At 57.1% G+C, this 21,673-nt stretch carries 21 protein-coding genes; 10 read left to right on the top strand and 11 right to left on the bottom strand.

Annotated elements, in window-relative coordinates; genetic code table 11:
* Positions 1-165: 165 nt before the first annotated feature.
* The gene (locus tag ACR3E2_RS12975; RefSeq protein WP_209506897.1) at positions 166-495 is read left to right on the top strand and encodes an Hpt domain-containing protein; all 330 of its coding nucleotides are present in this window, start codon (positions 166-168) and stop codon (positions 493-495) included.
* On the opposite strand, the gene ilvA is transcribed toward ACR3E2_RS12975, so the two are convergent.
* Positions 492-1,718 carry a threonine ammonia-lyase IlvA gene (gene ilvA, locus ACR3E2_RS12970; protein WP_480482508.1) on the bottom strand — a complete coding sequence of 409 codons (1,227 nt, stop codon included), beginning with the start codon at positions 1,716-1,718 and terminating at the stop codon, positions 492-494. The genes ACR3E2_RS12975 and ilvA overlap by 4 nt on opposite strands.
* Positions 1,719-1,776: 58 nt before the next feature.
* Positions 1,777-2,538 (bottom strand): hypothetical protein, encoded by a 762-nt coding sequence (locus ACR3E2_RS12965; protein ID WP_480482510.1) that lies wholly within the window; start codon positions 2,536-2,538, stop codon positions 1,777-1,779.
* A 142-nt stretch (positions 2,539-2,680) separates the two neighbouring features.
* Between ACR3E2_RS12965 and ACR3E2_RS12960 the strand changes: the two genes are divergently transcribed.
* From ACR3E2_RS12960 to msrA, 4 genes are all read left to right on the top strand, one after another.
* Positions 2,681-3,907, top strand: coding sequence for an argininosuccinate synthase (locus ACR3E2_RS12960; protein WP_480482512.1), 1,227 nt, complete (start codon positions 2,681-2,683; stop codon positions 3,905-3,907).
* Between the two features lie 32 nt (positions 3,908-3,939).
* Positions 3,940-4,344, top strand: coding sequence for a DUF1810 domain-containing protein (locus tag ACR3E2_RS12955; RefSeq protein WP_480482895.1), 405 nt, complete (start codon positions 3,940-3,942; stop codon positions 4,342-4,344).
* 79 nt (positions 4,345-4,423) lie between these two features.
* Positions 4,424-4,705, top strand: coding sequence for an SCP2 sterol-binding domain-containing protein (locus tag ACR3E2_RS12950; RefSeq protein WP_480482514.1), 282 nt, complete (start codon positions 4,424-4,426; stop codon positions 4,703-4,705).
* 255 nt (positions 4,706-4,960) lie between these two features.
* On the top strand, positions 4,961-5,632 hold the full coding sequence (msrA, locus tag ACR3E2_RS12945) for a peptide-methionine (S)-S-oxide reductase MsrA (RefSeq protein ID WP_480482516.1): 672 nt from the start codon (positions 4,961-4,963) through the stop codon (positions 5,630-5,632).
* Here msrA and ACR3E2_RS12940 read toward each other — a convergent pair.
* Entirely contained in the window at positions 5,629-6,501 is an 873-nt protein-coding gene (locus tag ACR3E2_RS12940) for a ribokinase (protein WP_209598988.1), read from the bottom strand. The two genes, msrA and ACR3E2_RS12940, sit on opposite strands and share 4 nt — an antisense overlap.
* Positions 6,502-6,504: 3 nt before the next feature.
* Positions 6,505-8,760, bottom strand: a complete 2,256-nt coding sequence (locus ACR3E2_RS12935) for an NADP-dependent malic enzyme (protein WP_267363735.1) — start codon at positions 8,758-8,760, stop codon at positions 6,505-6,507.
* Positions 8,761-8,921: 161 nt separating this feature from the next.
* Here ACR3E2_RS12935 and mutS point away from each other — a divergent pair, with 161 nt between their 5' ends.
* Positions 8,922-11,537, top strand: a complete 2,616-nt coding sequence (gene mutS / locus ACR3E2_RS12930; protein ID WP_480482897.1) for a DNA mismatch repair protein MutS — start codon at positions 8,922-8,924, stop codon at positions 11,535-11,537.
* Positions 11,538-11,593: 56 nt separating this feature from the next.
* On the opposite strand, the gene ACR3E2_RS12925 is transcribed toward mutS, so the two are convergent.
* On the bottom strand, positions 11,594-12,157 hold the full coding sequence (locus ACR3E2_RS12925) for a nucleotide exchange factor GrpE (RefSeq protein WP_480482518.1): 564 nt from the start codon (positions 12,155-12,157) through the stop codon (positions 11,594-11,596).
* Between the two features lie 10 nt (positions 12,158-12,167).
* Positions 12,168-13,232 carry a heat-inducible transcriptional repressor HrcA gene (hrcA, locus tag ACR3E2_RS12920; RefSeq protein WP_480482520.1) on the bottom strand — a complete coding sequence of 355 codons (1,065 nt, stop codon included), beginning with the start codon at positions 13,230-13,232 and terminating at the stop codon, positions 12,168-12,170.
* Positions 13,233-13,344: 112 nt separating this feature from the next.
* Between hrcA and rph the strand changes: the two genes are divergently transcribed.
* The 4 genes from rph to ACR3E2_RS12900 are packed head-to-tail and all read left to right on the top strand — an operon-like array spanning position 13,345 to position 16,169.
* A complete protein-coding gene (rph, locus tag ACR3E2_RS12915) occupies positions 13,345-14,058 on the top strand; it encodes a ribonuclease PH (RefSeq protein ID WP_267363729.1) in 714 nt (237 codons plus the stop codon).
* On the top strand, positions 14,055-14,669 hold the full coding sequence (rdgB, locus tag ACR3E2_RS12910) for an RdgB/HAM1 family non-canonical purine NTP pyrophosphatase (RefSeq protein WP_480482522.1): 615 nt from the start codon (positions 14,055-14,057) through the stop codon (positions 14,667-14,669). The genes rph and rdgB overlap by 4 nt, the downstream gene beginning before the upstream one ends.
* Complete coding sequence (hemW, locus tag ACR3E2_RS12905; protein ID WP_480482524.1) at positions 14,659-15,813, top strand: radical SAM family heme chaperone HemW; 1,155 nt, start codon at positions 14,659-14,661, stop codon at positions 15,811-15,813. Before rdgB ends, hemW begins: the two co-directional genes overlap by 11 nt.
* Before the next feature lie 2 nt (positions 15,814-15,815).
* A complete protein-coding gene (locus tag ACR3E2_RS12900; protein ID WP_480482526.1) occupies positions 15,816-16,169 on the top strand; it encodes a YbaN family protein in 354 nt (117 codons plus the stop codon).
* Here the strand turns inward: ACR3E2_RS12900 and ACR3E2_RS12895 are convergent.
* Genes ACR3E2_RS12895 through mnmE form a run of 5 tightly spaced genes read right to left on the bottom strand, consistent with a single transcriptional unit; the run spans position 16,159 to position 21,656 of the window.
* Positions 16,159-17,055 carry a ParB/RepB/Spo0J family partition protein gene (locus tag ACR3E2_RS12895; protein ID WP_480482528.1) on the bottom strand — a complete coding sequence of 299 codons (897 nt, stop codon included), beginning with the start codon at positions 17,053-17,055 and terminating at the stop codon, positions 16,159-16,161. The genes ACR3E2_RS12900 and ACR3E2_RS12895 overlap by 11 nt on opposite strands.
* A gap of 20 nt (positions 17,056-17,075) precedes the next feature.
* Entirely contained in the window at positions 17,076-17,879 is an 804-nt protein-coding gene (locus tag ACR3E2_RS12890) for a ParA family protein (protein WP_209506882.1), read from the bottom strand.
* The gene (gene rsmG, locus ACR3E2_RS12885; RefSeq protein ID WP_480482530.1) at positions 17,872-18,492 is read right to left on the bottom strand and encodes a 16S rRNA (guanine(527)-N(7))-methyltransferase RsmG; all 621 of its coding nucleotides are present in this window, start codon (positions 18,490-18,492) and stop codon (positions 17,872-17,874) included. The genes ACR3E2_RS12890 and rsmG overlap by 8 nt, the downstream gene beginning before the upstream one ends.
* Positions 18,489-20,357, bottom strand: a complete 1,869-nt coding sequence (gene mnmG / locus ACR3E2_RS12880; protein ID WP_480482532.1) for a tRNA uridine-5-carboxymethylaminomethyl(34) synthesis enzyme MnmG — start codon at positions 20,355-20,357, stop codon at positions 18,489-18,491. The genes rsmG and mnmG overlap by 4 nt, the downstream gene beginning before the upstream one ends.
* 12 nt (positions 20,358-20,369) lie before the next feature.
* Positions 20,370-21,656 (bottom strand): tRNA uridine-5-carboxymethylaminomethyl(34) synthesis GTPase MnmE, encoded by a 1,287-nt coding sequence (gene mnmE / locus ACR3E2_RS12875; RefSeq protein ID WP_480482534.1) that lies wholly within the window; start codon positions 21,654-21,656, stop codon positions 20,370-20,372.
* Between the last annotated feature and the right edge of the window lie 17 nt (positions 21,657-21,673).

Below are 21,673 nucleotides of genomic sequence, written 5' to 3'. Positions count from 1 at the left end.
CGTTTACCCTCTGCTCTGATGAGTTTCGTCACTGATGGCGACCCTATCGCCGACTGATTTAACATCCGGTGAAGAGTGACGATTGCGGAAGCGTGGCCGCGTTAACCTGCTTTTTACCGGGCGCGTCTATACAGAACCATGACCATTCATTAGCTGGTGTACATCATGATCCACTGGGCCAGAGTCAGACAATTGCGGGATGAAGTCGGCCCCGAGGAATTCGATGAGGTGGTCGAGATATTTCTGGAAGAAGTGCAGGACGTGATCACCCGCCTGCGCCGCGACACCAACCGGGCCGAACTGGAGCAGAACCTGCATTTCCTGAAAGGCAGCGCATTGAGCCTGGGGTTCGATCAATTCTCGAAACTCTGCCAGGATGGGGAACGGCAGGCCGCAGCAGGGCAAGGGGCCGAGGTTGATCTGCCAGCGCTTTTGGCTGCTTTCGACAGCTCGAAAACCATGTTTGAAGCCGAGCTGAATGAGAACCTGAACTAGATCACGAACTGTGCCAGCGTCTCGTCCTCGGTGATGTCGGTATAGGTGAACCCGGCATCGTCCAGATGGGCAAACAGGCGCATGAAGTTTTCGGGCTTGCGGGTTTCGATCCCGATCAGAACCGAACCGAAATTGCGCGCCGATTTCTTCATGTATTCGAACCGCGCGATATCATCCTCGGGGCCGAGAATATTCAGGAATTCCTTCAGGGCGCCGGGTCGCTGCGGCAGGCGCAGGATGAAGTACTTTTTCACACCGGAATACCGCTGCGCACGTTCCTTGACCTCGGGAAGGCGTTCGAAATCGAAATTGCCGCCGGATGTCAGGCAGACCACGGTCTTTCCGCGCACAAAGCTTTGGATATCACCTACTGCCTCGATCGCCAGCGCCCCCGCAGGTTCCAGCACGATGCCTTCGACATTCAGCATCTCGATCATGGTGGCGCAGATACGATCCTCGGACAGGACCAGAACGTCCGACAGGTGGCGTGATTTCAACAACTCGAACGGCTTTTCACCGATCCGCCCGACCGCCGCGCCATCGACAAAGGTATCCACATAATCCAGCGAAACAGGATGCCCCGCCGCCAGGGCTGCGCGCAGACAGGCCCCTCCGGCCGGTTCGACGAACAGGCAATGGGTGCGGTCCCCGAACCATGTAGCGACACCGGCGGACATGCCGCCTCCACCCACGGGAAGCACAACGTGATCGGGCGCACCGCCCATCTGCCTTTCGATTTCAACCGCCAGCGAGGCTTGCCCTTCGATCACATCGGCATCGTCAAAAGGTGACAGGAAATATCCGCCCTGCTGCGTGCACCATGCCTGAGCGGCAGCAAGCGTGTCATCGAAATAGTCACCGATCAGATGAATCTCGACGGTGTCCCCGCCAAAGATACGCGTTTTCTGGATCTTCTGCTGAGGCGTCGTGACCGGCATGAAGATCACGCCCCGGACCCCCATATGCTGGCACATATAGGCCACGCCCTGCGCGTGATTGCCCGCGCTGGCACAGACGAACAGGTCCTGCCCCTGTTGCTTTCGCATGGCGTTAAAGGCACCGCGAATCTTGTAGGAGCGCACCGGGCTCAGGTCTTCGCGCTTGAGCCAGATATCCGCCCCATAACGGTCGGACAGGTGGGCATTGCGCTGCAACGGCGTCGCCGGGAAGACAGAGCGCATCGCCTCTTCGGCGGCGCGGGCGCGGGTCATGAAGTCGGTCATGCCCGCCTCCCTGCCCCATCAGCGTGATAAGGGCAAGGAATACATATGTGTACGGGCGTCAGCGTAGTTCGCGCTTCTCGACGACAAAACCGTAAAGGGCCGTCATGATGCTGACGCCCAGCATGAGCAGAAACCATTGCGCAACTAGGAAATAGACAAAGCTGCCTATGATTGGGGCCAGAGGTGTATGTAGCAACAAATTCGGTATTGCTGTAAGAACTCCAACACAAAGTGCGGCAACAAAAATCGGCTTAGAGAACTCTTTGGTTTTGCGCCACGAATCTGGAACTTTCATAAATTCCCCAACTGCCGCAGCCGGTAACACGAGCGAAAGCCTAAACGAAATGTACGAAATGACGACACCAAGCAAAAAACCAAGAAAGGTGCCGTCATCAGTTGACACCCCGCCATCATAAAAAACGGCTGCAGGTACCAGAAAAATAAAAACAGCGACAAGACTCAGTAGAATGCTCAATGGGATAATCCGAAGAAATGCGCCGCCATAGGCCCACATACGGTCTCCGTCCCATACTGGCCACGCGAGATGTGGTTCAACGTTCTGAAGTACGTAACGATGCCAGCCTACGGCCACCCAAACCAGTACGATCAAATAGAGGACTGCGAGTACAAAGCCAGCTAGAGACACGCCCAACATCGGAGAGAGTTTATCGGTCTCCGGCAAACTTTCCGTCTGAAAAATAGTCAAAAAATAGAATGCGGTGCCTAAAACAAGAAACGGAAAAAAGCTTAATCTCAACGCGACTGATATGTTGTCCAAAAGCATTAATACCGCATGCCTAAAAATCTTGTAGCCCAGCATCCTAAAACTGCCCTCTCAACCAATCCTTGTTCTCTTTCCCTCCGTTTCACCTCATTTCCCGGCCTTCGTCAACGCGCACCAACTTGCCCCCGCGTCCAAAACCCGCTAGGGGCCAATCGTTCTACGCATAAAGGGAAGTCAGATGTCCGCGCCCAAGAAAGTTGTTCTGGCCTATTCCGGTGGCCTTGATACCTCGATCATTCTGAAATGGCTGCAGACCGAGTATGGCTGTGAGGTCGTGACCTTCACCGCCGATCTGGGTCAGGGCGAGGAACTGGAGCCCGCACGCCAAAAGGCCGAATTGCTGGGGATCAAGCCCGAGAACATCTATATCGAGGATATCCGCGAGGAGTTTGTCCGCGATTTCGTCTTCCCGATGTTCCGTGCCAATGCGCAATATGAAGGGCTGTACCTGCTGGGTACCTCGATCGCACGGCCGCTGATCTCGAAACGTCTGGTTGAGATTGCCGAGGCCACTGGTGCTGATGCTGTTGCCCACGGCGCAACCGGCAAGGGCAACGATCAGGTGCGGTTCGAACTGGCGGCTTACGCGCTCAACCCAGACATCAAGGTCATTGCACCGTGGCGCGAATGGGATCTGACCAGCCGCACCAAGCTGCTGGAATTCGCCGAGCAGAACCAAATTCCGATTGCCAAGGACAAACGCGGTGAGGCACCGTTCTCGGTTGATGCAAACCTGCTGCACACCTCATCCGAGGGCAAGGTTCTGGAAGACCCCGCCGATATGGCGCCCGACTATGTCTACCAGCGCACCGTCCACCCCGAAGACGCCCCGAATGAGCCTGAGTTCATCGAGATCGGCTTTGAAAAAGGCGACGCGGTCAGCATCAACGGTGAGGCGATGAGCCCGGCCACGATTCTGACCAAGCTGAACGAATATGGCGGCAAGCACGGTATTGGCCGTCTGGACCTGGTCGAAGGCCGGTTCGTGGGCATGAAGTCGCGCGGTATCTACGAGACACCCGGCGGCACCATCCTGCTGGAAGCGCATCGTGGCATTGAATCCATCACCATGGACCGCGGCGCGATGCACCTGAAAGACCAGCTGATGCCGCAATATGCGGAACTCATCTATAACGGTTTCTGGTACAGCCCCGAGCGCGAGATGCTGCAAGCCGCCATCGACAGATCGCAAGAGCATGTTACCGGCACCGTTCGTGTGAAACTGTACAAAGGTCTGGCCTCGACCGTGGGCCGCTGGTCGGATCATTCGCTGTATTCTGAGGCACATGTGACCTTCGAAGAGGATGCAGGTGCGTACGATCAGAAAGATGCGGCAGGCTTTATCCAGCTGAATGCGCTGCGTCTGAAACTGCTGGCTGCGCGCAACAAGCGCCTGTCCAAGTGATCGACGAAGACGATACCGACGACGAGCTCGATATGTTCATCGAGGCGCAGGACACGGTTTGGGCCGATGTCCTGCGCGAACTTGAACAGGGGCAGAAAACCAGCCACTGGATGTGGTTCGTGTTTCCGCAACTGGCCGAGCTAGGCCAATCCCATATGGCACAGCTCTACGGCATTGAAGATCTGGACGAGGCGACACGCTATCTGAACCACCCGGAACTGCGCGACCGGCTTAGGCAGACGGCCTCGCTGATGCTGCTGCACACGGGGCGCGATGCCCGCGACATTCTGGGCGGAATTGACGCGAAAAAGCTGCGGTCTTCGATGACATTGTTTTCATCTGTGGCAGATGCTCCGCCCGAGTTTCGTGCTGTTCTGGACGCCTTCTATGGCGGTAAGCCTTGTGACCGGACGGTTCAGATTCTCGGCGCATCGTGATCAGAAGTTCCAGTTGGGTCAGCCTTGCCTGTTCGGCACCTGACGCATTACGCATTCGGAAACCGTGAAAGGACCCCGAATGCTTCAGGACATCGCCGATGGAATTCAAAAAGGGCTGAACGGCAAAAGCTTTGACGGTTCGCTCAAATTCGATTGCGGCGCGGACGGTGTGATTGTTCTGGCGGACAATCAGGCAACGACGCAGGATCGGGACACGGATTGCACAATCCGCATCTCGCAGGAGAACCTGACCAAGCTGTTGACCGGAAAGCTGAACCCGATGACCGGCGTTGCTTTGGGCAAGCTCAAGATCTCGGGCAATATGGGTGTTGCGATGAAGCTGGGGCAACTGCTGGGCTGAGTTTACTGCAAAGCTGGCCTTTGTCCCAGGCCAGCCAGACCGGCGGTCCCGCCCGCGGTGTACCGCCGTTCCCCATCGGGATACCTATCGCGCATGATCCGTCGCAAATGAACGGTGGTTTCGTCCGCCTTTCAAGTGGGCCGTTTACGCGTGATCGCAGACGATAAACTAGTCTCACCAGCGCGTGACATTGCATGACAGGCAATTGCAAGGGGGTCGAACCCGCGTCAATCTCATCTTAAAAGGAGACCTGACATGATGCGGACTGCTTATTTTGAAACCGTCAGACCAGCCCTTCTGTTTACACTGATTGCATTGGCTGCACTGTTGCGCGCGCTGCCCGCCCCGGCTGCAGGAACCGAAACGCTGACGGTGGCTGGCGGGTGTTTCTGGTGCGTGGAATCCGATTTCGAATCCGTGCCCGGCGTAATCGGGGCGGTGTCAGGGTACACCGGCGGCACATCTGCGGACCCGACATATGATCAGGTTTCAAAAGGGGGAACCGGACACTACGAGGCGGTTCAGATCACGTTCGATCCGGCGCGCGTCTCTCGCGCGTCACTTCTGAACATGTTTTTCCGGTCGGTTGACCCGACAGACGCAGGTGGCCAGTTCTGCGACCGGGGCGACAGCTATCGAACTGCAATATTCGTCTCTAACAAAGGCGAAAAGGTGTTGGCAGAACAAGCCAAAGCAGACGCGCAGCAAGCGCTGGGGCAGACCATTGTCACCCCGGTTCTAAGCGCAGGACCCTTTTACCCCGCCGAGGCGTATCATCAGGATTATTACAAAGGCAACAAACTGGTCCTTACCCGTTTTGGACCAAAGCGCCAGCACAACGCCTACAAGGCGTATCGCAAAGCCTGTGGTCGTGACGCGCGCGTCAAGCAGCTTTGGGGTGGGGATGCGCCATTTGCAGGCTCCTAGTCAAAGGATGCGTCACGTACTTCTTTCAGATCGGGAATGACATCCGCCGTTCCGTGCCGCATGACCATCAGGGCTGCGGCGCGGTTTGCCTGCAATATGGCCTGTTCCATTGGCATTCCGCGATCCATGCCTGCCAGCACGTAGCCGGTGAAGGTGTCGCCTGCCCCTGTGGTATCCACCGCCCGCACCTTATGCGCGGGAAACTCGACCGGATCGTTGCCCTGCTGCAAGTACCTCGCACCTTTTGAGCCGAGGGTAACGATGACATGCCGAACGGGCAGATCGGCGATGCTCAGACCGGTTTCCTGGCGCAGCTGTTCAGCCTCCACCTCATTCAGGATCAGGAAATCCAGATAAGGCAGAACGCCCTGAACGGCCTGAGCCTGAAACGGGGCCGCGGCATAACAGACGGTCAGGCCAAGCTTGCGCCCCAGCTGCGCCGCTTCGACCTGGGCATTGGTTTCATTCTGCAAGATCAGCAGATCACCGGTGTTTGCCGAGGCCAGCGCCTGCCCCAGATGGGCGGGTTCCAATGCGTGATTGGCCCCGGGATACAGGATAATCAGGTTCTCACCCTCGGCATCCACCGCAATGATGGCGTGGCCTGTGGGAACATCCACCTCAGAGATATGGCGTGTATCCACACCATATTCTGTCAGTCGATCCTTGGCCCAGCGCCCATCGGGCCCCACGGCACCTATATGGCTGACGCGTGATCCCGCACGCGCCGCGGCCACCGACATGTTGGCCCCCTTGCCGCCCAGGAACCGATCCAGCCTACGGGCAGCCAGAGTTTCCCCCGGCGCAGGCAGATGCGGCAGGTCATAGACCATATCCGCGTTGATCGAGCCGAGATTCCAGATCGTCATGATTTATCCGATGTCGCAAGAGGCCAGAATGGCCATGTTCAGTATATCGTTCGCGGTCGAGACGGTCGAACAGATCTGGATCGGCTTGTCGATACCTGACAGGATCGGGCCAATCACGGTCGCACCACCCATTTCCTGCATCAGCTTGGTCGAGATTGATGCCGAATGCCGGGCCGGAACGATCAGGATATTCGCCGGACCGGTCAGGCGCGAGAACGGATAGGCCGCTTGCTGTTCGATGTTCAGGGCGACGTCCACCGTCATTTCACCCTCGTATTCAAAGTCGACGCCGCGCCGATCCAGAACAGCCGGGGCACGGTGCATCTTTTCAGCACGTTCTGACACCGGATAGCCAAAGGTCGAGAAGCTGACAAAAGCCACGCGCGGCTCCAGCCCCATATGCCGGGCAACTGCGGCCGAACGCTCGGCAATATTCGCCAGATCGTTTTCGTCGGGCCATTCATGTACCAACGTGTCGCCAATCAGAACAATCCGGCCTTTATGCAGCAAAGCTGTCACACCGGCGGCACCGTTGGCGGCATCGGCATCAAACACATGGTTGATCCGGTCAAGCACATGCGCGGACTTGCGGGTTGCGCCAGTGACAAGACCATCACCATGCCCATGGGCCAGCATCAGCGAGGAAAACACGTGCCTGTCCCGTGCGGCCAGACGGTGAATATCTTTACGGTCAAACCCCTTACGCTGCAGGCGCTGATACAGGAAGTTCGAATAGGTTTCGAGATGCGTGGTATTGGCCGCATTCACGACCTCGATTTCACGCACAGCGTCGCCCAGGCCCGTTGCTTCCAGTTTGGTCTTCACATCGTCCGGCCGACCCACCACAAGTGCCTTGCCGAAACCAGACCGCTGATACATGACCGCTGCGCGCAATACCCGGGGATCGTCGCCCTCGGCGAAAATCATGCGGCTTTGCGCCTGACGCGCTCGGGCGTTCAGACCGCGCAGGATGCTGGCGGTCGGGTCCATCCGGGATTTCAGACTCAGCTCATACGCGTCCATGTCGATGATCGGACGGCGCGCGGCACCGGTGTCCATCCCCGCCCTGGCAACAGCCGGTGGGATACGGTGGATCAAACGCGGGTCGAACGGGGTGGGGATGATATAATCACGCCCAAAGGTCAGCGACTTGCCATAGGCCATTGCGACCTCATCCGGCACATCCTCGCGCGCCAGATTGGCAAGTGCGTGGGCACAGGCGATCTTCATCTCATCATTAATGGCGCGGGCGTGAATGTCCAACGCACCGCGGAACAGGTAGGGGAAGCCCAGAACGTTATTCACCTGGTTTGGATAGTCGCTGCGCCCGGTGGCAACGATCGCATCCACGCGAACCTCGTGCGCTTCTTCCGGAGTAATCTCGGGGTCGGGGTTGGCCATCGCAAAGATGACAGGATTGTCGGCCATGCTGGCAACCATATCCTGCGTGACCGCGCCTTTCACCGAAACACCCAGGAACACATCCGCCCCCTTCATCGCGTCTTCCAATGTGCGCAAGTCGGTCGTGATCGCGTGGGCCGATTTCCACTGGTTCATGCCCTCTGTCCGGCCCTGATAGATCACGCCCTTGGTATCGCAGACAATGCAGTTTTCATGCCGCGCGCCCATTGCCTTGAGCAGTTCGATACAGGCAATCCCCGCGGCACCTGCGCCATTCAGAACGATTTTCACGTCCTCGATCTTCTTGCCCGAGATATGCAGCGCGTTCAGCAGGCCCGCCGCACAGATCACGGCCGTGCCGTGCTGGTCATCGTGAAAGACGGGGATGTCCATCTCTTCCTTCAGTCGCTGTTCGATGATGAAACACTCGGGCGCCTTGATGTCTTCCAGATTGATGCCGCCAAAGGTTGGCCCCATCAGACGCACCGCGCGGCAGAATTCATCCGGGTCTTCGGTGTCCAGCTCGATATCGATCGAGTTCACATCGGCGAACCGTTTGAACAGGACCGATTTGCCTTCCATCACCGGTTTCGAGCCCAGCGCGCCGAGGTTACCAAGGCCCAACACCGCCGTCCCGTTCGAGATTACGGCCACCAGGTTGCCCTTGTTGGTATAATCATAGGCCGTTTCCGGGTTTTCCGCGATAGCCTCGCAGGGAACGGCCACACCCGGGCTGTAGGCCAGCGACAGATCTCGCTGCGTTGTCATGGGGACGGTGGCCTGCACCTCCCACTTGCCGGGGGTGGGGTCCAGGTGAAAGGCCAATGCCTCTTCTTTGGTGATCTTCGCTTTGGGCATCTTAAATGTCGTTTCCATGACTTCAGGGCTGACGCCTCATAGCGCAGGAGAACGCCCGCCTCAACGAGAATGAGTTTTCGGCTTTTACAGAAGATGCGGGATTTGTAAGGTCGCGCCCGGAATACGCCAAAAGGGGGCCGCTTTTGTCCACAGTCACGCCAATGATGGCGCAATACCTCGAAATCAAAGAGGCCCACCCGGATGCCCTGCTGTTTTATCGCATGGGTGATTTCTATGAGATGTTTTTCGAGGATGCCGTCAACGCTGCCGAGGCGTTGGACATCGCCCTGACCAAGCGCGGCAAGCACAATGACGAAGACATCCCGATGTGCGGCGTGCCGGTGCATTCAGCCGAAGGGTACCTTCTGACCCTGATCCGCAAGGGCTTTCGCGTTGCGGTCTGCGAACAGTTGGAAAGCCCGGCTGAAGCAAAGAAAAGAGGCTCTAAATCGGTCGTAAAACGTGATGTCGTGCGACTCGTCACGCCCGGAACACTGACCGAGGATGCGTTGCTTGAGGCGCGCCGACACAACTTTCTGGCTGCCTATGCCGAGGTCCGGGACGAGGCCGCGCTTGCCTGGGCGGATATATCAACGGGCGCGTTTCACGTGATGCCCCTGACCTCGGTCCGGCTCAGCCCCGAGCTTGCCCGGCTTGCGCCCTCCGAACTGATCGTGGCCGATGGAACGCAGGAAAAGCTGAACGAAACGCTGCTTGATCTGGGGATTTCACTGACGCCGGTCGGGCGCGCCAGTTTCGACAGCACGGCGGCGGAAAAGCGCATCTGCGGGCTGTTTCACGTGGGTGCCTTGGACGCGTTCGGCAATTTCGGCCGCGCCGAAGTGTCCGCGATGGGCGCGCTGATCGACTATCTGGAGATTACGCAAAAGGGCAAACTGCCCCTGCTGCAAACGCCGCTGAAAGAATCTGAGGATCGGGTCGTTCAGATCGACGCTGCAACGCGCCGCAATCTGGAACTGACCCGCTCGCTGTCCGGCGGACGCGCAGGATCGCTTCTTTCTGTCGTTGACCGGACCGTTACCCCCGGTGGCGCGCGATTGCTGGAACAGCGGCTTTCAAGCCCTTCTCGAAATCTGGATGTGATCCATGCCCGGCTTGACGCAGTCAGTTTCGCCGCTGGTGACAGCCTGATCGCGTCTGATCTGCGCGAAGCCTTGCGCAAAACCCCGGATCTGGACCGCGCCCTGTCGCGTTTGTCATTAGAACGCGGCGGGCCTCGTGACCTGACAGCCATTCGCAATGGCCTGACCCAGGCGGCCACGATTGCCGAAATCTGCACCGGTCAGGATTTACCGGTGTTGCTGGCAACCGCGCTTCAGAACCTTGTTGGTTTCGATGACTTGCTGACCTTGCTGGACGAGGCGTTGGTGGCCGAGCCCCCGCTTCTGACCCGCGACGGAGGCTTTATCGCGCCAGGTTTTGACGCTGAACTGGACGAGGCCCGCACCTTGCGCGACGAAGGCCGGTCCGTCATCGCCGGGTTTCAACGAAATTACGTCGAACACACCGGCATCACCTCGCTGAAAATCAAGCACAACAACGTGCTGGGCTACTTCATCGAAACCACGGCCACCCATGCCGAAAAGATGCTGAACACACCCTTTAGCGAAACCTATATCCATCGCCAGACGACAGCCAATCAGGTGCGGTTTACAACCGTCGAACTGTCAGAGATCGAAACGCGTATCCTGAACGCCGGAAATCTGGCGCTGGAGATCGAAAAGCGGCTCTATCAAATGCTCTCTGGCGCTATTTTGGACCTCGCTTCCCGATTGAATCAAGCCGCCCGCGGGCTTGCGGAACTGGACCTGACGACCGCTCTGGCTGATCTTGCGCGGGGTGAAAACTGGTGCCGTCCAAGGGTTGATGCCTCTCGCTCATTCAATGTGCAGGGCGGTCGACACCCGGTTGTGGAACACGCCCGCCGGCAGCAAAGCGGCGATGCATTCATTTCCAATAATTGCGATCTGACCGTCGAAAACGGCGCGGCGATATGGTTACTGACGGGTCCGAACATGGCCGGTAAGTCAACCTTTCTGCGCCAGAACGCCCTGATCGCACTGCTTGCCCAAATGGGCAGCTATGTTCCGGCCGAAGAGGCGCATATTGGCGTCGTCAGTCAGCTGTTCAGCCGCGTCGGAGCCTCGGACGATCTGGCGCGGGGGCGGTCGACCTTCATGGTCGAAATGGTCGAAACCGCCGCCATCCTGAATCAGGCCGATGACCGCGCTCTGGTCATTCTGGACGAAATCGGTCGTGGCACCGCCACCTATGATGGCCTGTCCATCGCCTGGGCCACATTGGAACACCTGCACGCGGCCAACAAATGTCGCGCATTGTTTGCCACGCATTATCATGAGCTTACGGCTTTGGCTGGCAAACTCGAAGGTGTCGATAACGCCACCGTAGCGGTCAAAGAGTGGGATGGCGAAGTCATCTTCCTGCACGAGGTTCACAAGGGCGCGGCTGATCGGTCTTATGGGGTGCAGGTTGCGCAGCTGGCCGGTTTACCCGCTTCTGTCGTCGAACGTGCCCGGGTGGTTCTGGACCAGCTTGAAAAAACCGAACGCGAAGGCGGCAAGCAAAAGGCGCTGATTGACGACCTGCCGCTGTTCTCGGCAGCCGCGCCGCCACCCCCGCCCGCACCGAAAACCTCGCCAGTGACCGAGATGCTGGAGGGTGTCCTGCCCGACGAACTGACCCCGCGCGAGGCGCTGGATCTGATCTACAAATTGAAAGAGGCGGCCAGATCCTGACCGCCCTTCATCTTTTCAAAAATACTCTCGCCGAAGGCTTGGCTTTGAAAAGCCAATCAGCTTGCTGGCGTTGAAGAGACCCCGACCTGAGCCGGACGCAACAGTCGGTCGTGCAGCATGAAACCTTCGGCGGACACCTGGATGATGTCCCCTGCCCGCGTGCCCGGGACCGGGGCCTCGAACATTGCTTCGTGCACATTCGGATCAAACCGGTCGCCAACCTGGGGTGTAATCACTTCGATCCCGTGTTTCTGGAACACATCCTTCAGGGCACGCATGGTCAGTTCGACGCCTTCCAGCAGTCCGGCGGCAACCTCTTTCTGCTCGTCGGTCGCGGCCTCAAGCGCGCGCTTCATGTTGTCGTAAACAGGCAGCATATCGCGGGCCAGCTTGGAACCGCCATACTGCTCGGCATCGCGGCGCGCCTTGTCACCGCGTTTGCGCGCGTTCTCGGCGTCGGCAAGCGCGCGCATGAATTTGTCTTTATACTCATCCCGCTCAGCGCGCAGCTCGTCCAGCTCCAACGCCTCGTCACTGATCTCAGTAAACTCCTCGGCCAGCTCTTCCGCTTCTGCCGCCATGATATCGTCCAGAAAATCTTCGTTCTTGGGCTCTGCCATCTCTTACCCTCTAGCTCCGGTCGGATATCAGCTTGCCGACCAGTTGCGCCGTATAATCCACGATCGGCACGATCCGTCCATAATTCAGACGCGTGGGTCCGATGACCCCGACCGCACCGATTATCTTTCGATCAGCGTTCATATATGGAGACACCACCAAAGAGGAACCCGAAAGTGAGAAAAGTTTGTTCTCAGACCCAATAAAAATGCGCACACCCTCGCCGCCTTCCGTCAATTCGAGGAAATCAGCGATGTCGCGCTTGCGCTCCAAATCATCAAACAGGCTGCGAATACGCTCCAATTCTCCGGCCTGACCGGGTTCGTTCAACAGATTCGCCCGCCCCCGCACGATCAAACGGGCCGAGTCGGCTCCGTCTCCGTCCCAGGCCGCCAGCCCACTTTCCACCAGCTCGCGCGCCAGCGCATCTATTTCCTGCTTGCGCGCCTGAATCTGTTTCTGCATCTGACGGCGCACTTCACTGAGCGTGCGCCCCTCGATCAGCGCATTCAGAAAATTCGCAGCCTCGCGCATCGAACTGGGCGTCTGGCCGGGCGGCGGTGTGAACAGGCGGTTTTCAACATGGCCGTCAGAAAAAACCAGCACCACCAAAGCCCTGTCATGCCCTAACGAGACAAACTCGATATGTTTGATTTCGGCTTCATGCTTTGGCGTCAGAACCAGCGACGCACCTTGTGTTACGTGTGACAGAGCTGACCCGACCCGATCCAGCATTCCGCCAACATCACCCGTGTTAGAGCCTAAAGTCTCTTCCAGTTTTTGCTTGTCGTCGACGCCCAGATCGCCAACCTCAAGCAAACCGTCCACGAACATACGCAGTCCTTGCTGCGTCGGTACCCGACCCGCGCTGATATGCGGGCTGTCCAGAAGACCCAGAAACTCAAGGTCCTGCATCACGTTGCGCACGGTTGCGGCACTGACTTTTTCAGACAGGGTACGCGTCAGGGTGCGGCTTCCAACCGGCTCTCCGCTTTCCAGATAACTTTCAACGATCAACCGGAACACCTCGCGCGACCGGTCGTTCATCTCGTCCAGAATTTTGCTCGCTTCACTCATGCGTTTTCCCCTGCTGGTTCATCATTAAATAGCAGGCAAATGAAAGGTCAATCGGGGTTGCATCGTAACGCTGCGGGGCGGTATCCCCAACCCAGCAAACAAAGGATTTCCCATGCGACCCTCTGGAAGAGACTTAAGTGAAATGCGCGCCGTTTCAATTGAAACGGGGTTCACCAAACATGCCGAAGGTTCCTGCCTGATCAAAATGGGCGATACACATGTTCTGTGTACCGCTACGATCGAAGATCGCGTACCCCCTTTCATCAAGGGTTCGGGGCTAGGCTGGGTCACCGCCGAATACGGTATGCTGCCCCGCGCCACCAATACTCGGATGCGGCGTGAAGCGGCCTCGGGCAAGCAAGGCGGGCGTACGGTGGAAATCCAGCGCCTGATTGGTCGCGCCCTGCGCGCCGGCGTCGACCGGGTTGCACTGGGCGAACGTCAGATCACCGTTGATTGCGATGTGATCCAGGCCGATGGCGGCACCCGCTGTGCCTCGATCACCGGCGGCTGGGTTGCGCTGCGACTGGCCGTCAACAAACTGATGAAAGCAGGTGACGTGATTTCAGATCCGCTGGTTGATCCGGTCGCCGCCGTGTCCTGCGGGATCTATGCGGGCCAGCCTGTGCTGGACCTTGACTATCCGGAAGACAGCGAGGCCGGTGTCGACGGCAACTTTATCATGACCGGATCAGGCAAACTGATCGAGGTCCAGATGAGCGCCGAAGGTTCTGTTTTCAGCCGCGCCCAGATGGATCAGCTGGTGGATCTGGCGGAAAAAGGCGTTGCCGAGCTGGCCGCAGCCCAGAAAGCCGCCACCGCATGACCCGTAAGTTTGACAGCGACAGGCTTCTGGTCGCGACCCACAACAAAGGCAAGCTTGAGGAGATGGCGCATCTCCTCGAACCTTTTGGCGTGACGGTTGTGGGTGCGGCGGACATGGACCTGCCCGAACCGGAAGAGACCGAGGACACCTTTGTCGGCAACGCCCGGATCAAGGCCCACGCCGCCGCAAAGGCCACCGGACTGCCTGCCCTGTCAGACGATTCCGGAATCACCATCGACGCGCTGGACGGCGCGCCGGGTGTTTATACCGCGGATTGGGCCGAAACCGCCAATGGGCGCGACTTCCTGATGGCGATGACCCGCGCCCATACTGAGCTAGAGGCAAAGAACGCCCCCCATCCCCGCACAGCGCAATTCCGCAGCACGCTGGTGCTGGCCTGGCCTGATGGGCATGATGAAGTGTTTGAAGGCATTGCCCCCGGTCATTTGGTCTGGCCCATCCGCGGCGAAGGTGGATTCGGCTATGACCCGATGTTTGTTCCCGAAGGATACGACATTACCTTTGCCGAGATGGATCGCTGGGAAAAGAACAAGATCAGCCATCGCGGACGCGCGGTTGAGAAGTTCGTGAAAGGCTGCTTTGGCGGATGATTGGCGCAACGGGGGCTTTGGCCTGTACGTGCATTGGCCCTTTTGCGAGGCCAAATGCCCCTATTGCGACTTCAACAGCCATGTTTCCAAAACTATCGATCAAAAACAATGGCTTAACTCCTATCTGAGCGAATTGCGGCGCTCGGCCGTCGAAACCCCGGATCGGGTGCTGAACACGATCTTTTTCGGCGGTGGAACCCCGTCGCTGATGGACCCGGAAACCGTTGCCGCCGTGATCGGTGAGGCCCGTGCGCTCTGGCGCCCTTCCAACACCATGGAAATCACGCTGGAGGCTAATCCCGGATCGGTCGAGGCCGGTCGGTTCGCGGCCTATCGTGACGCAGGCGTCAACCGGATCTCGATGGGCGTGCAGGCGCTCAACGACGAAGACCTGCGCCGCTTGGGGCGGATTCACACTGTGGCCGAGGCCCGCGCTGCCTTTGACATCGCCCGTGATTGTTTTGAACGGGTCAGCTTTGACCTGATCTATGCCAGACAGCACCAAACGCTGGATGCCTGGCGGTCCGAGTTGAACGAAGCTCTGTCCATGGCTGTGGATCACCTGTCGCTGTATCAACTGACAATCGAAGATGGCACCGCTTTTGGCGATCGTTATGCTGTCGGAAAACTGCGCGGCTTGCCCGAAGATGACAGTGCGGCCGACATGTACCTTGCAACACAAGAGATTTGCGAGAAACACGGCCTGCCCGCCTATGAGGTGTCCAACCACGCCCGCCCCGGTGCAGAGTCGCAGCACAATCTGGTCTATTGGCGTTACGGGGATTATGTCGGCATTGGTCCCGGCGCTCATGGGCGGATTACTGTGGATGGTCAAAAACACGCGACCGAGACCCATCTGAACCCGCAACGTTGGCTTGACGCCGCCACGAAGGGTTGCGGAGAAAAGAAACGCTATGTCCTTTCGCTTGAAGATCAGGCGAGCGAATACCTTATGATGGGCATGAGGATTTCAGAAGGACTAGATGTAGATAGGTGGGAGGCCCTGTCGGGCCGTCCACTTCCAGACGAAACCGTGGACCATCTGGTCGGCATTAATATGATTGAACGTGATAACAACAGACTCAGAGCAACACCAGCGGGGCGCGCCGTGCTGAATGCTGTAATCCGGGAATTGATGGGCTAGATATGCAGTATCTTTGGGCGGGGCTGGGATTGCTTTGCGTTGCGATGGCCGCGATTGGGGTTGTTCTGCCTCTTCTTCCAACGGTCCCGTTTTTGTTGCTGGCAGCGTTTTTCTTTGCGCGATCCTCTTCACGGTTGCACAACTGGCTTCTGTCGCACCGGATTTTCGGGCCAATGATACTGGATTGGCAGAGTTCGGGCGCAATACGCCCGGCCGCAAAAAAGGCAGCAACCCTGTCGGTCGCCGCTGTTTTAGGAGTGTCTTTGCTCTTATCCGTTCCGCCCTTCGTGCTGATCCTTCAGGTCATTGTTCTGGGCGGCGTCCTGATATTTATCTGGACGCGCCCTAACGGCTGAGCTTTGCACAAAGATCGTCAAGCTGATCCAGGTTTTCATATGTCAGAACAACCTGACCGGATTCCGTTCCCGCCTTGTGGTTGATTGATACTTTCATTGCCAGAATCGCAGACAGGTCTTTTTCCAGCGCGCGTGTATCAGCATCTTTTCCGGCATCCAGATTCCTGGATCTGGGAGCAGGTCGTGCAGTGTCGCCCTGCTGCTGTTTCTTGACCAGCGCCTCGGTCGCGCGCACAGACAAACCATCCTTGACGATCAGTTTTGCCAATTCCGAGGGATTTTCCGCCGTAATCAGCGCCCGCGCATGACCAGCCGATAATTTCTCTTCAATTACAAGAGTTTGCACGTCAATTGGCAGAGACAAAAGCCGCAACAGGTTCGCAATATGGCTGCGGCTTTTCCCCAAAGCCTCAGCAAGCTTTTCCTGCGTGTGGCCAAAGCGATCCATCAACTGCCTGTATCCGGCGGCCTCTTCCACTGCGTTCAGATCAGCGCGCTGGATGTTTTCGATGATCGCAACTTCCAGTACCTCGGTATCATCGAATTCGCGCACAATCACAGGGATCTCGTGCAGCTGCGCCATCTGAGCAGCCCGCCACCGGCGTTCACCAGCGACGATTTCGTATTCTCCAACCCCTGTTGGACGTACGATCAAGGGTTGGATGATACCTTTTTCCCGAACCGACGCGGCAAGCTCATCCAATTGTTCGGGCTGAAATGTGCGTCGCGGCTGATTTGGGTTTGCCTTCAGCTTTTCAATCGGAACCTTCAGATCAGGTCTGCGCACGTCAGATGGTACTCGGTTGCCCGCCTCTGGATTAACGTCCGCCATGAGTGCGGATAATCCGCGGCCCAACCCTCTGGATTTCGCTTTCCTGGTGCTCATGTCGGCCTCCTCTCCACCGCTCATGCTGCGGTCTTGTTGTTCTTATGCATGATCTCACGGGCCAGATGCCGATACGCCATCGCACCAAGTGATCCCGAGTCATACTGCAATACCGGCAGCGCATAGGATGGCGCCTCGCTGACCCGCACATTCCTGGGTATCTTTGTTTTAAAAACCATCTCGCCCAAATTGTCACGCGCATCCTTTTCGACCTGGCGGGACAAGTTGTTGCGGTTGTCATACATGGTCAACACAACGCCTTCGATTCTCAGGTCTGGATTCGCGGTTTGCCGAACCTCCCGAATTGTCAGCATCAATTGCGAAAGACCCTCCAGCGCAAAGAACTCACTTTGCAGCGGCACTAGGACAGAATGGGCGGCAACCATCGCGTTTACCGTCAAGAGGTTCAGTGACGGCGGGCAATCAATCAGGATGAAATCCAGCTCAAACGCGTCCACCGCCGTCTGACGCAGCGCATCATGCAAAAGATAGCTGCGTTTTTCGTTGGAAATCAGCTCGATATCCGCCGAGCTCAGGTCAACCGTTGCAGGGACAACCAAAAGGTTCTCGATCTCCGTCTCTTGAACCACTGCCTCCAAAGGCGCGTCGTCCAGAATGAGGTCATAAGTGGTCCAATCCCGATCTTCGACCCCTAATCCGGTGGATGCGTTCCCTTGTGGATCGAGGTCAACCACCAATACCCTGCAACCAGCTTCGGCCAGTCCGGCCGCCAGGTTGATCGCTGTGGTTGTTTTCCCTACTCCGCCCTTCTGATTGGCAACCGCTATTATCCGGGGTCCGGACGGTCGAGACAGATCAACCACGTGATACTCCTTTGATCTTAAGGATAACGGCCTGAGGTTCAGTTAAACTTGTAATGGCCTCAGCATCGAAATTCCATTCCTCACGCGCCTCATCCAGCTCTTTTTTCCAGTTTGCACCTTTGGGCAACAGCGCGGTCCCGTTTTCACCTAAATGTCTGTCACAAAATGATAACAATGTACGCAAATCCGCCAGCGCGCGCGCCGAAACGATGTTTGCGCCGAGGGGTTCAACCACCTCAATCCGCTTGGAAATCACTTTACACGACACGCCACATTCACGGGCAACGTTACGCAGAAATGCCGATTTTCGCTGGTCGCTTTCCACAAGAGAGAAACTGGCGGCCGGAACTTCCTCGGCCGCAATAATGGCGCACACCATCCCGGGGAACCCGCCGCCACTGCCAAGGTCCACCCAGGTGTCAAACGTTTCAGCGCATCGAAAAACCTGGACAGAATCCAGAATATGCCGATCCCAAATGAATTCCAGGCTATTGCGCGAAACAAGATTTATCCTGGGGTTCCAGTGGTTCACCAGATCAACATAGATTTTCAGACGCTCAAATGTTTCACGTGAAACATTCAAGCCATCAAACTTGGAATAATCGACCGTCATGCCTGACGTGCTCGTTGATCCCGGCGCAATTTCGCCAGAACAAGGGTCAGGGCAGCCGGAGTAACACCTTCGACACGGCTTGCTTGCGCTATGTTCGACGGCTTGGCCTGCGACAGTTTTTGCTTCATCTCAGAAGACAGCCCGTCCAAACCAAAATAGTCAAACTCACGTGGGATAACATAGGATTCATCCCGCTTCATGGCCTCAACATCGCGCTTTTGCCGATCGATATAGTTTGCGTAAAGCGCGTCGCGTTCGATTTGAAGCCGGATCGCCACGTCTACATCTTGTAGATCAGGTATCAGAGGGAACAAGTCCTCGAAGGATGTATCCGGAAATGCCAGAATTTCCATTCCATCTCGGCGGTTTCCATCCTGGTTGACGTTGATCCCAGCCGAAAGAACTTCCTTGGGTGTGTATGTGCGTGCGGTCAGCTTGGATTTCGCCGCATCAAGCTGGTTCATTTTCTTTTTAAAATGTGCCTGTCGCTTCTCTCCGACACAACCAAGTTCCAAACCAATCGGTGTCAACCGTTGATCGGCATTGTCTGCCCGCAAAGACAGTCGGAATTCAGCCCTGGAGGTAAACATTCGATAGGGCTCAGCCACACCACGGGTCGTCAGGTCGTCTATCATCACGCCGATATAGCTGTCTGATCTTGTGAAAAAGACCGGTTCGCGGCCCTGTACGTCCAGCGCCGCGTTGAGACCAGCAACCATCCCTTGTGCCGCTGCCTCCTCATATCCTGTGGTCCCGTTGATCTGCCCTGCCAGATATAGTCCCGGAACGTCGGGTAGCGACAAGGACGCAGTTAAGATACGAGGGTCCACATAATCATATTCAATCGCATAGCCGGGTTGCAGAATATCCGCCTTTTCAAGCCCTTTGATCGACCGAACATATTCCAACTGCACGTCCTGAGGCAGTGACGTTGAAATACCGTTGGGATAAATCGTGTGGTCATTAACGCCTTCGGGCTCAAGGAAAACCTGATGCGAGTCCTTATCTGCAAAGCGCACAATCTTGTCTTCGATCGAAGGGCAATATCTTGGACCTATGCCGTCGATATGGCCGCCATACATCGCTGATTTTGAGAGGTTTGCTTCGATGATCTCATGCGTCTTTGCATTGGTGTGTGTAATACCGCAGGAAATCTGAGGCGCGACAACCGATGTTGACAGGAAAGAAAACAAGGTCGGGTCCTCATCCCCGTCTTGTTTTTCCAAACCCGACCAGTTGATCGTGCGCCCATCCAGACGCGGCGGTGTGCCGGTTTTCAAGCGTCCCAGCGGAAGGTTATAGCTATCCAACCTCTCGGCCAGTTTTATTGACGGGCGATCTCCCATTCGCCCACCAGCCCGTGACACGTCGCCGATATGGATGACGCCGCGCAGGAAGGTTCCGGAGGTCAGAACAACGGCTTTGGCGTACACTTCCGACCCATCTCCGAGGACGACACCGGCGACACGGTGTCCGTCCATCAGAAAGTCTACAACCTCCCCAACGATAACGGACAGGTTTTCCTGATTGCTGATTTCGTTTTGCATCGCCGCCCGGTACAAGGCGCGATCTGCCTGCGTTCTGGGACCCTGAACAGCCGGACCTTTTCGCCGGTTTAACAGTCGAAACTGAATACCAGCCTGGTCGGCGACACGGCCCATTACGCCATCCAGCGCGTCAATCTCTCGTACCAGATGTCCCTTCCCCAACCCGCCGATGGCCGGATTGCAGGACATGACTCCGATATCGGTCGCGGATAATGTCACCAAAGCGGTTTTCGCACCCATCCTGGCAGCGGCGTGCGCAGCCTCCGTACCGGCATGACCAGCCCCAACCACGATGACATCAAAGTTTGAATGTTTCACGTGAAACAATCCTTATTTTCCCAAACAAAAGCTGGAGAAGATTTCATCCAACAGTGTTTCGACATCTATTCTGCCAACCAGAGATTCAAGTGCCCGTATGGCGGTTCTTAACTCCTCCGCAGCGATATCATACAGGTCCGGACCTGATTCCAGAACCGTGATCGCAGCAGCAAGTGAAACCGACGCCTTGTTCATCGCAACGCGATGGCGCTCACGCGTGGCAATACCATGTGTTGTGGTTCTATCACTCAGGACCAACGAAATCTGGTCTACAAGCGCGTCAATCCCCTGTCCTGTCTTTCCTGAAACACCTTCAGCAGCGCCCTCTCGCAAGTCCGCTTTGGGTAGAACGTGGATATCACCATCCTGCATGGCCACACCCAGATCTTCCGGTGCTTCAGCCAGGAAAACACGCAGGTCCGCCGCATCTGCCCGTTTTCGAGCCAGCTCGATCCCAAGATTTTCGACATGATCTTCGGTATCCCGCAACCCGGCCGTATCCAGCAATGTCACAGGCAAACCAGCCAGATCCATTCGAACCTCAATCACGTCCCGGGTCGTGCCTGCGTATTCCGAAGTAATCGCAGCCTCGCGCCCCGCAAGCGCGTTCAGCAGTGTTGATTTTCCTGCATTGGGAAGACCGACTATAGCCACTTCAAATCCGGTACGAATACGCTCGGCGATTTTCACCCCATCAGCTTCTCGACGAAGATCTGCCAGAACTCCGCTTGTCAAACTACGGACTTCCGGCGTGACGTCAGTGGGGACGTCTTCATCAGCGAAATCTATGACCGCTTCCAGCAACGATGCCGCGCGGATCAAATCGCGCCGCCAGCGCTCGGCCAGCGTGCCAAGCTCACCGGCCAGAATGGTTTGGGCCTGCTTACGCTGTGCCTCGGTTTCCGCGTCAATCAGGTCTGCCAGGCCTTCGACCTGTGTCAGATCCATCTTGCCATTTTCAAGGGCCCGGCGTGTGAACTCACCCGGGTCCGCCAGTCGTAGACCAACGGTGTTCGACAAACAGCGCAGAACCGCATTGACCGAGGCCGTGCTGCCGTGGATCTGAAGTTCTGCCACGTCTTCACCGGTGAAACTTGCCGGTGCCTGAAAGGTCAGAACCAAACCATCATCCAGATGTGATCCATCCTGGTCCCGCAGGGTGCGCAAGACCATTCCCCGCTTGGGCAGTTCCGCGCCGCACAGATATGCGGCTGCGGAGTGCGCTTCGGGGCCAGAGAGGCGAATGACCGCCACCCCTGCTTTGCCTTGCGCGCTGGCCAAGGCGAATATCGTATCCATTCGAAGGCCTCGCTGGG

This window comes from Ruegeria sp. AL7 (assembly GCF_056536105.1).
This window is presented reverse-complemented; position numbering and strand designations above follow the sequence as displayed.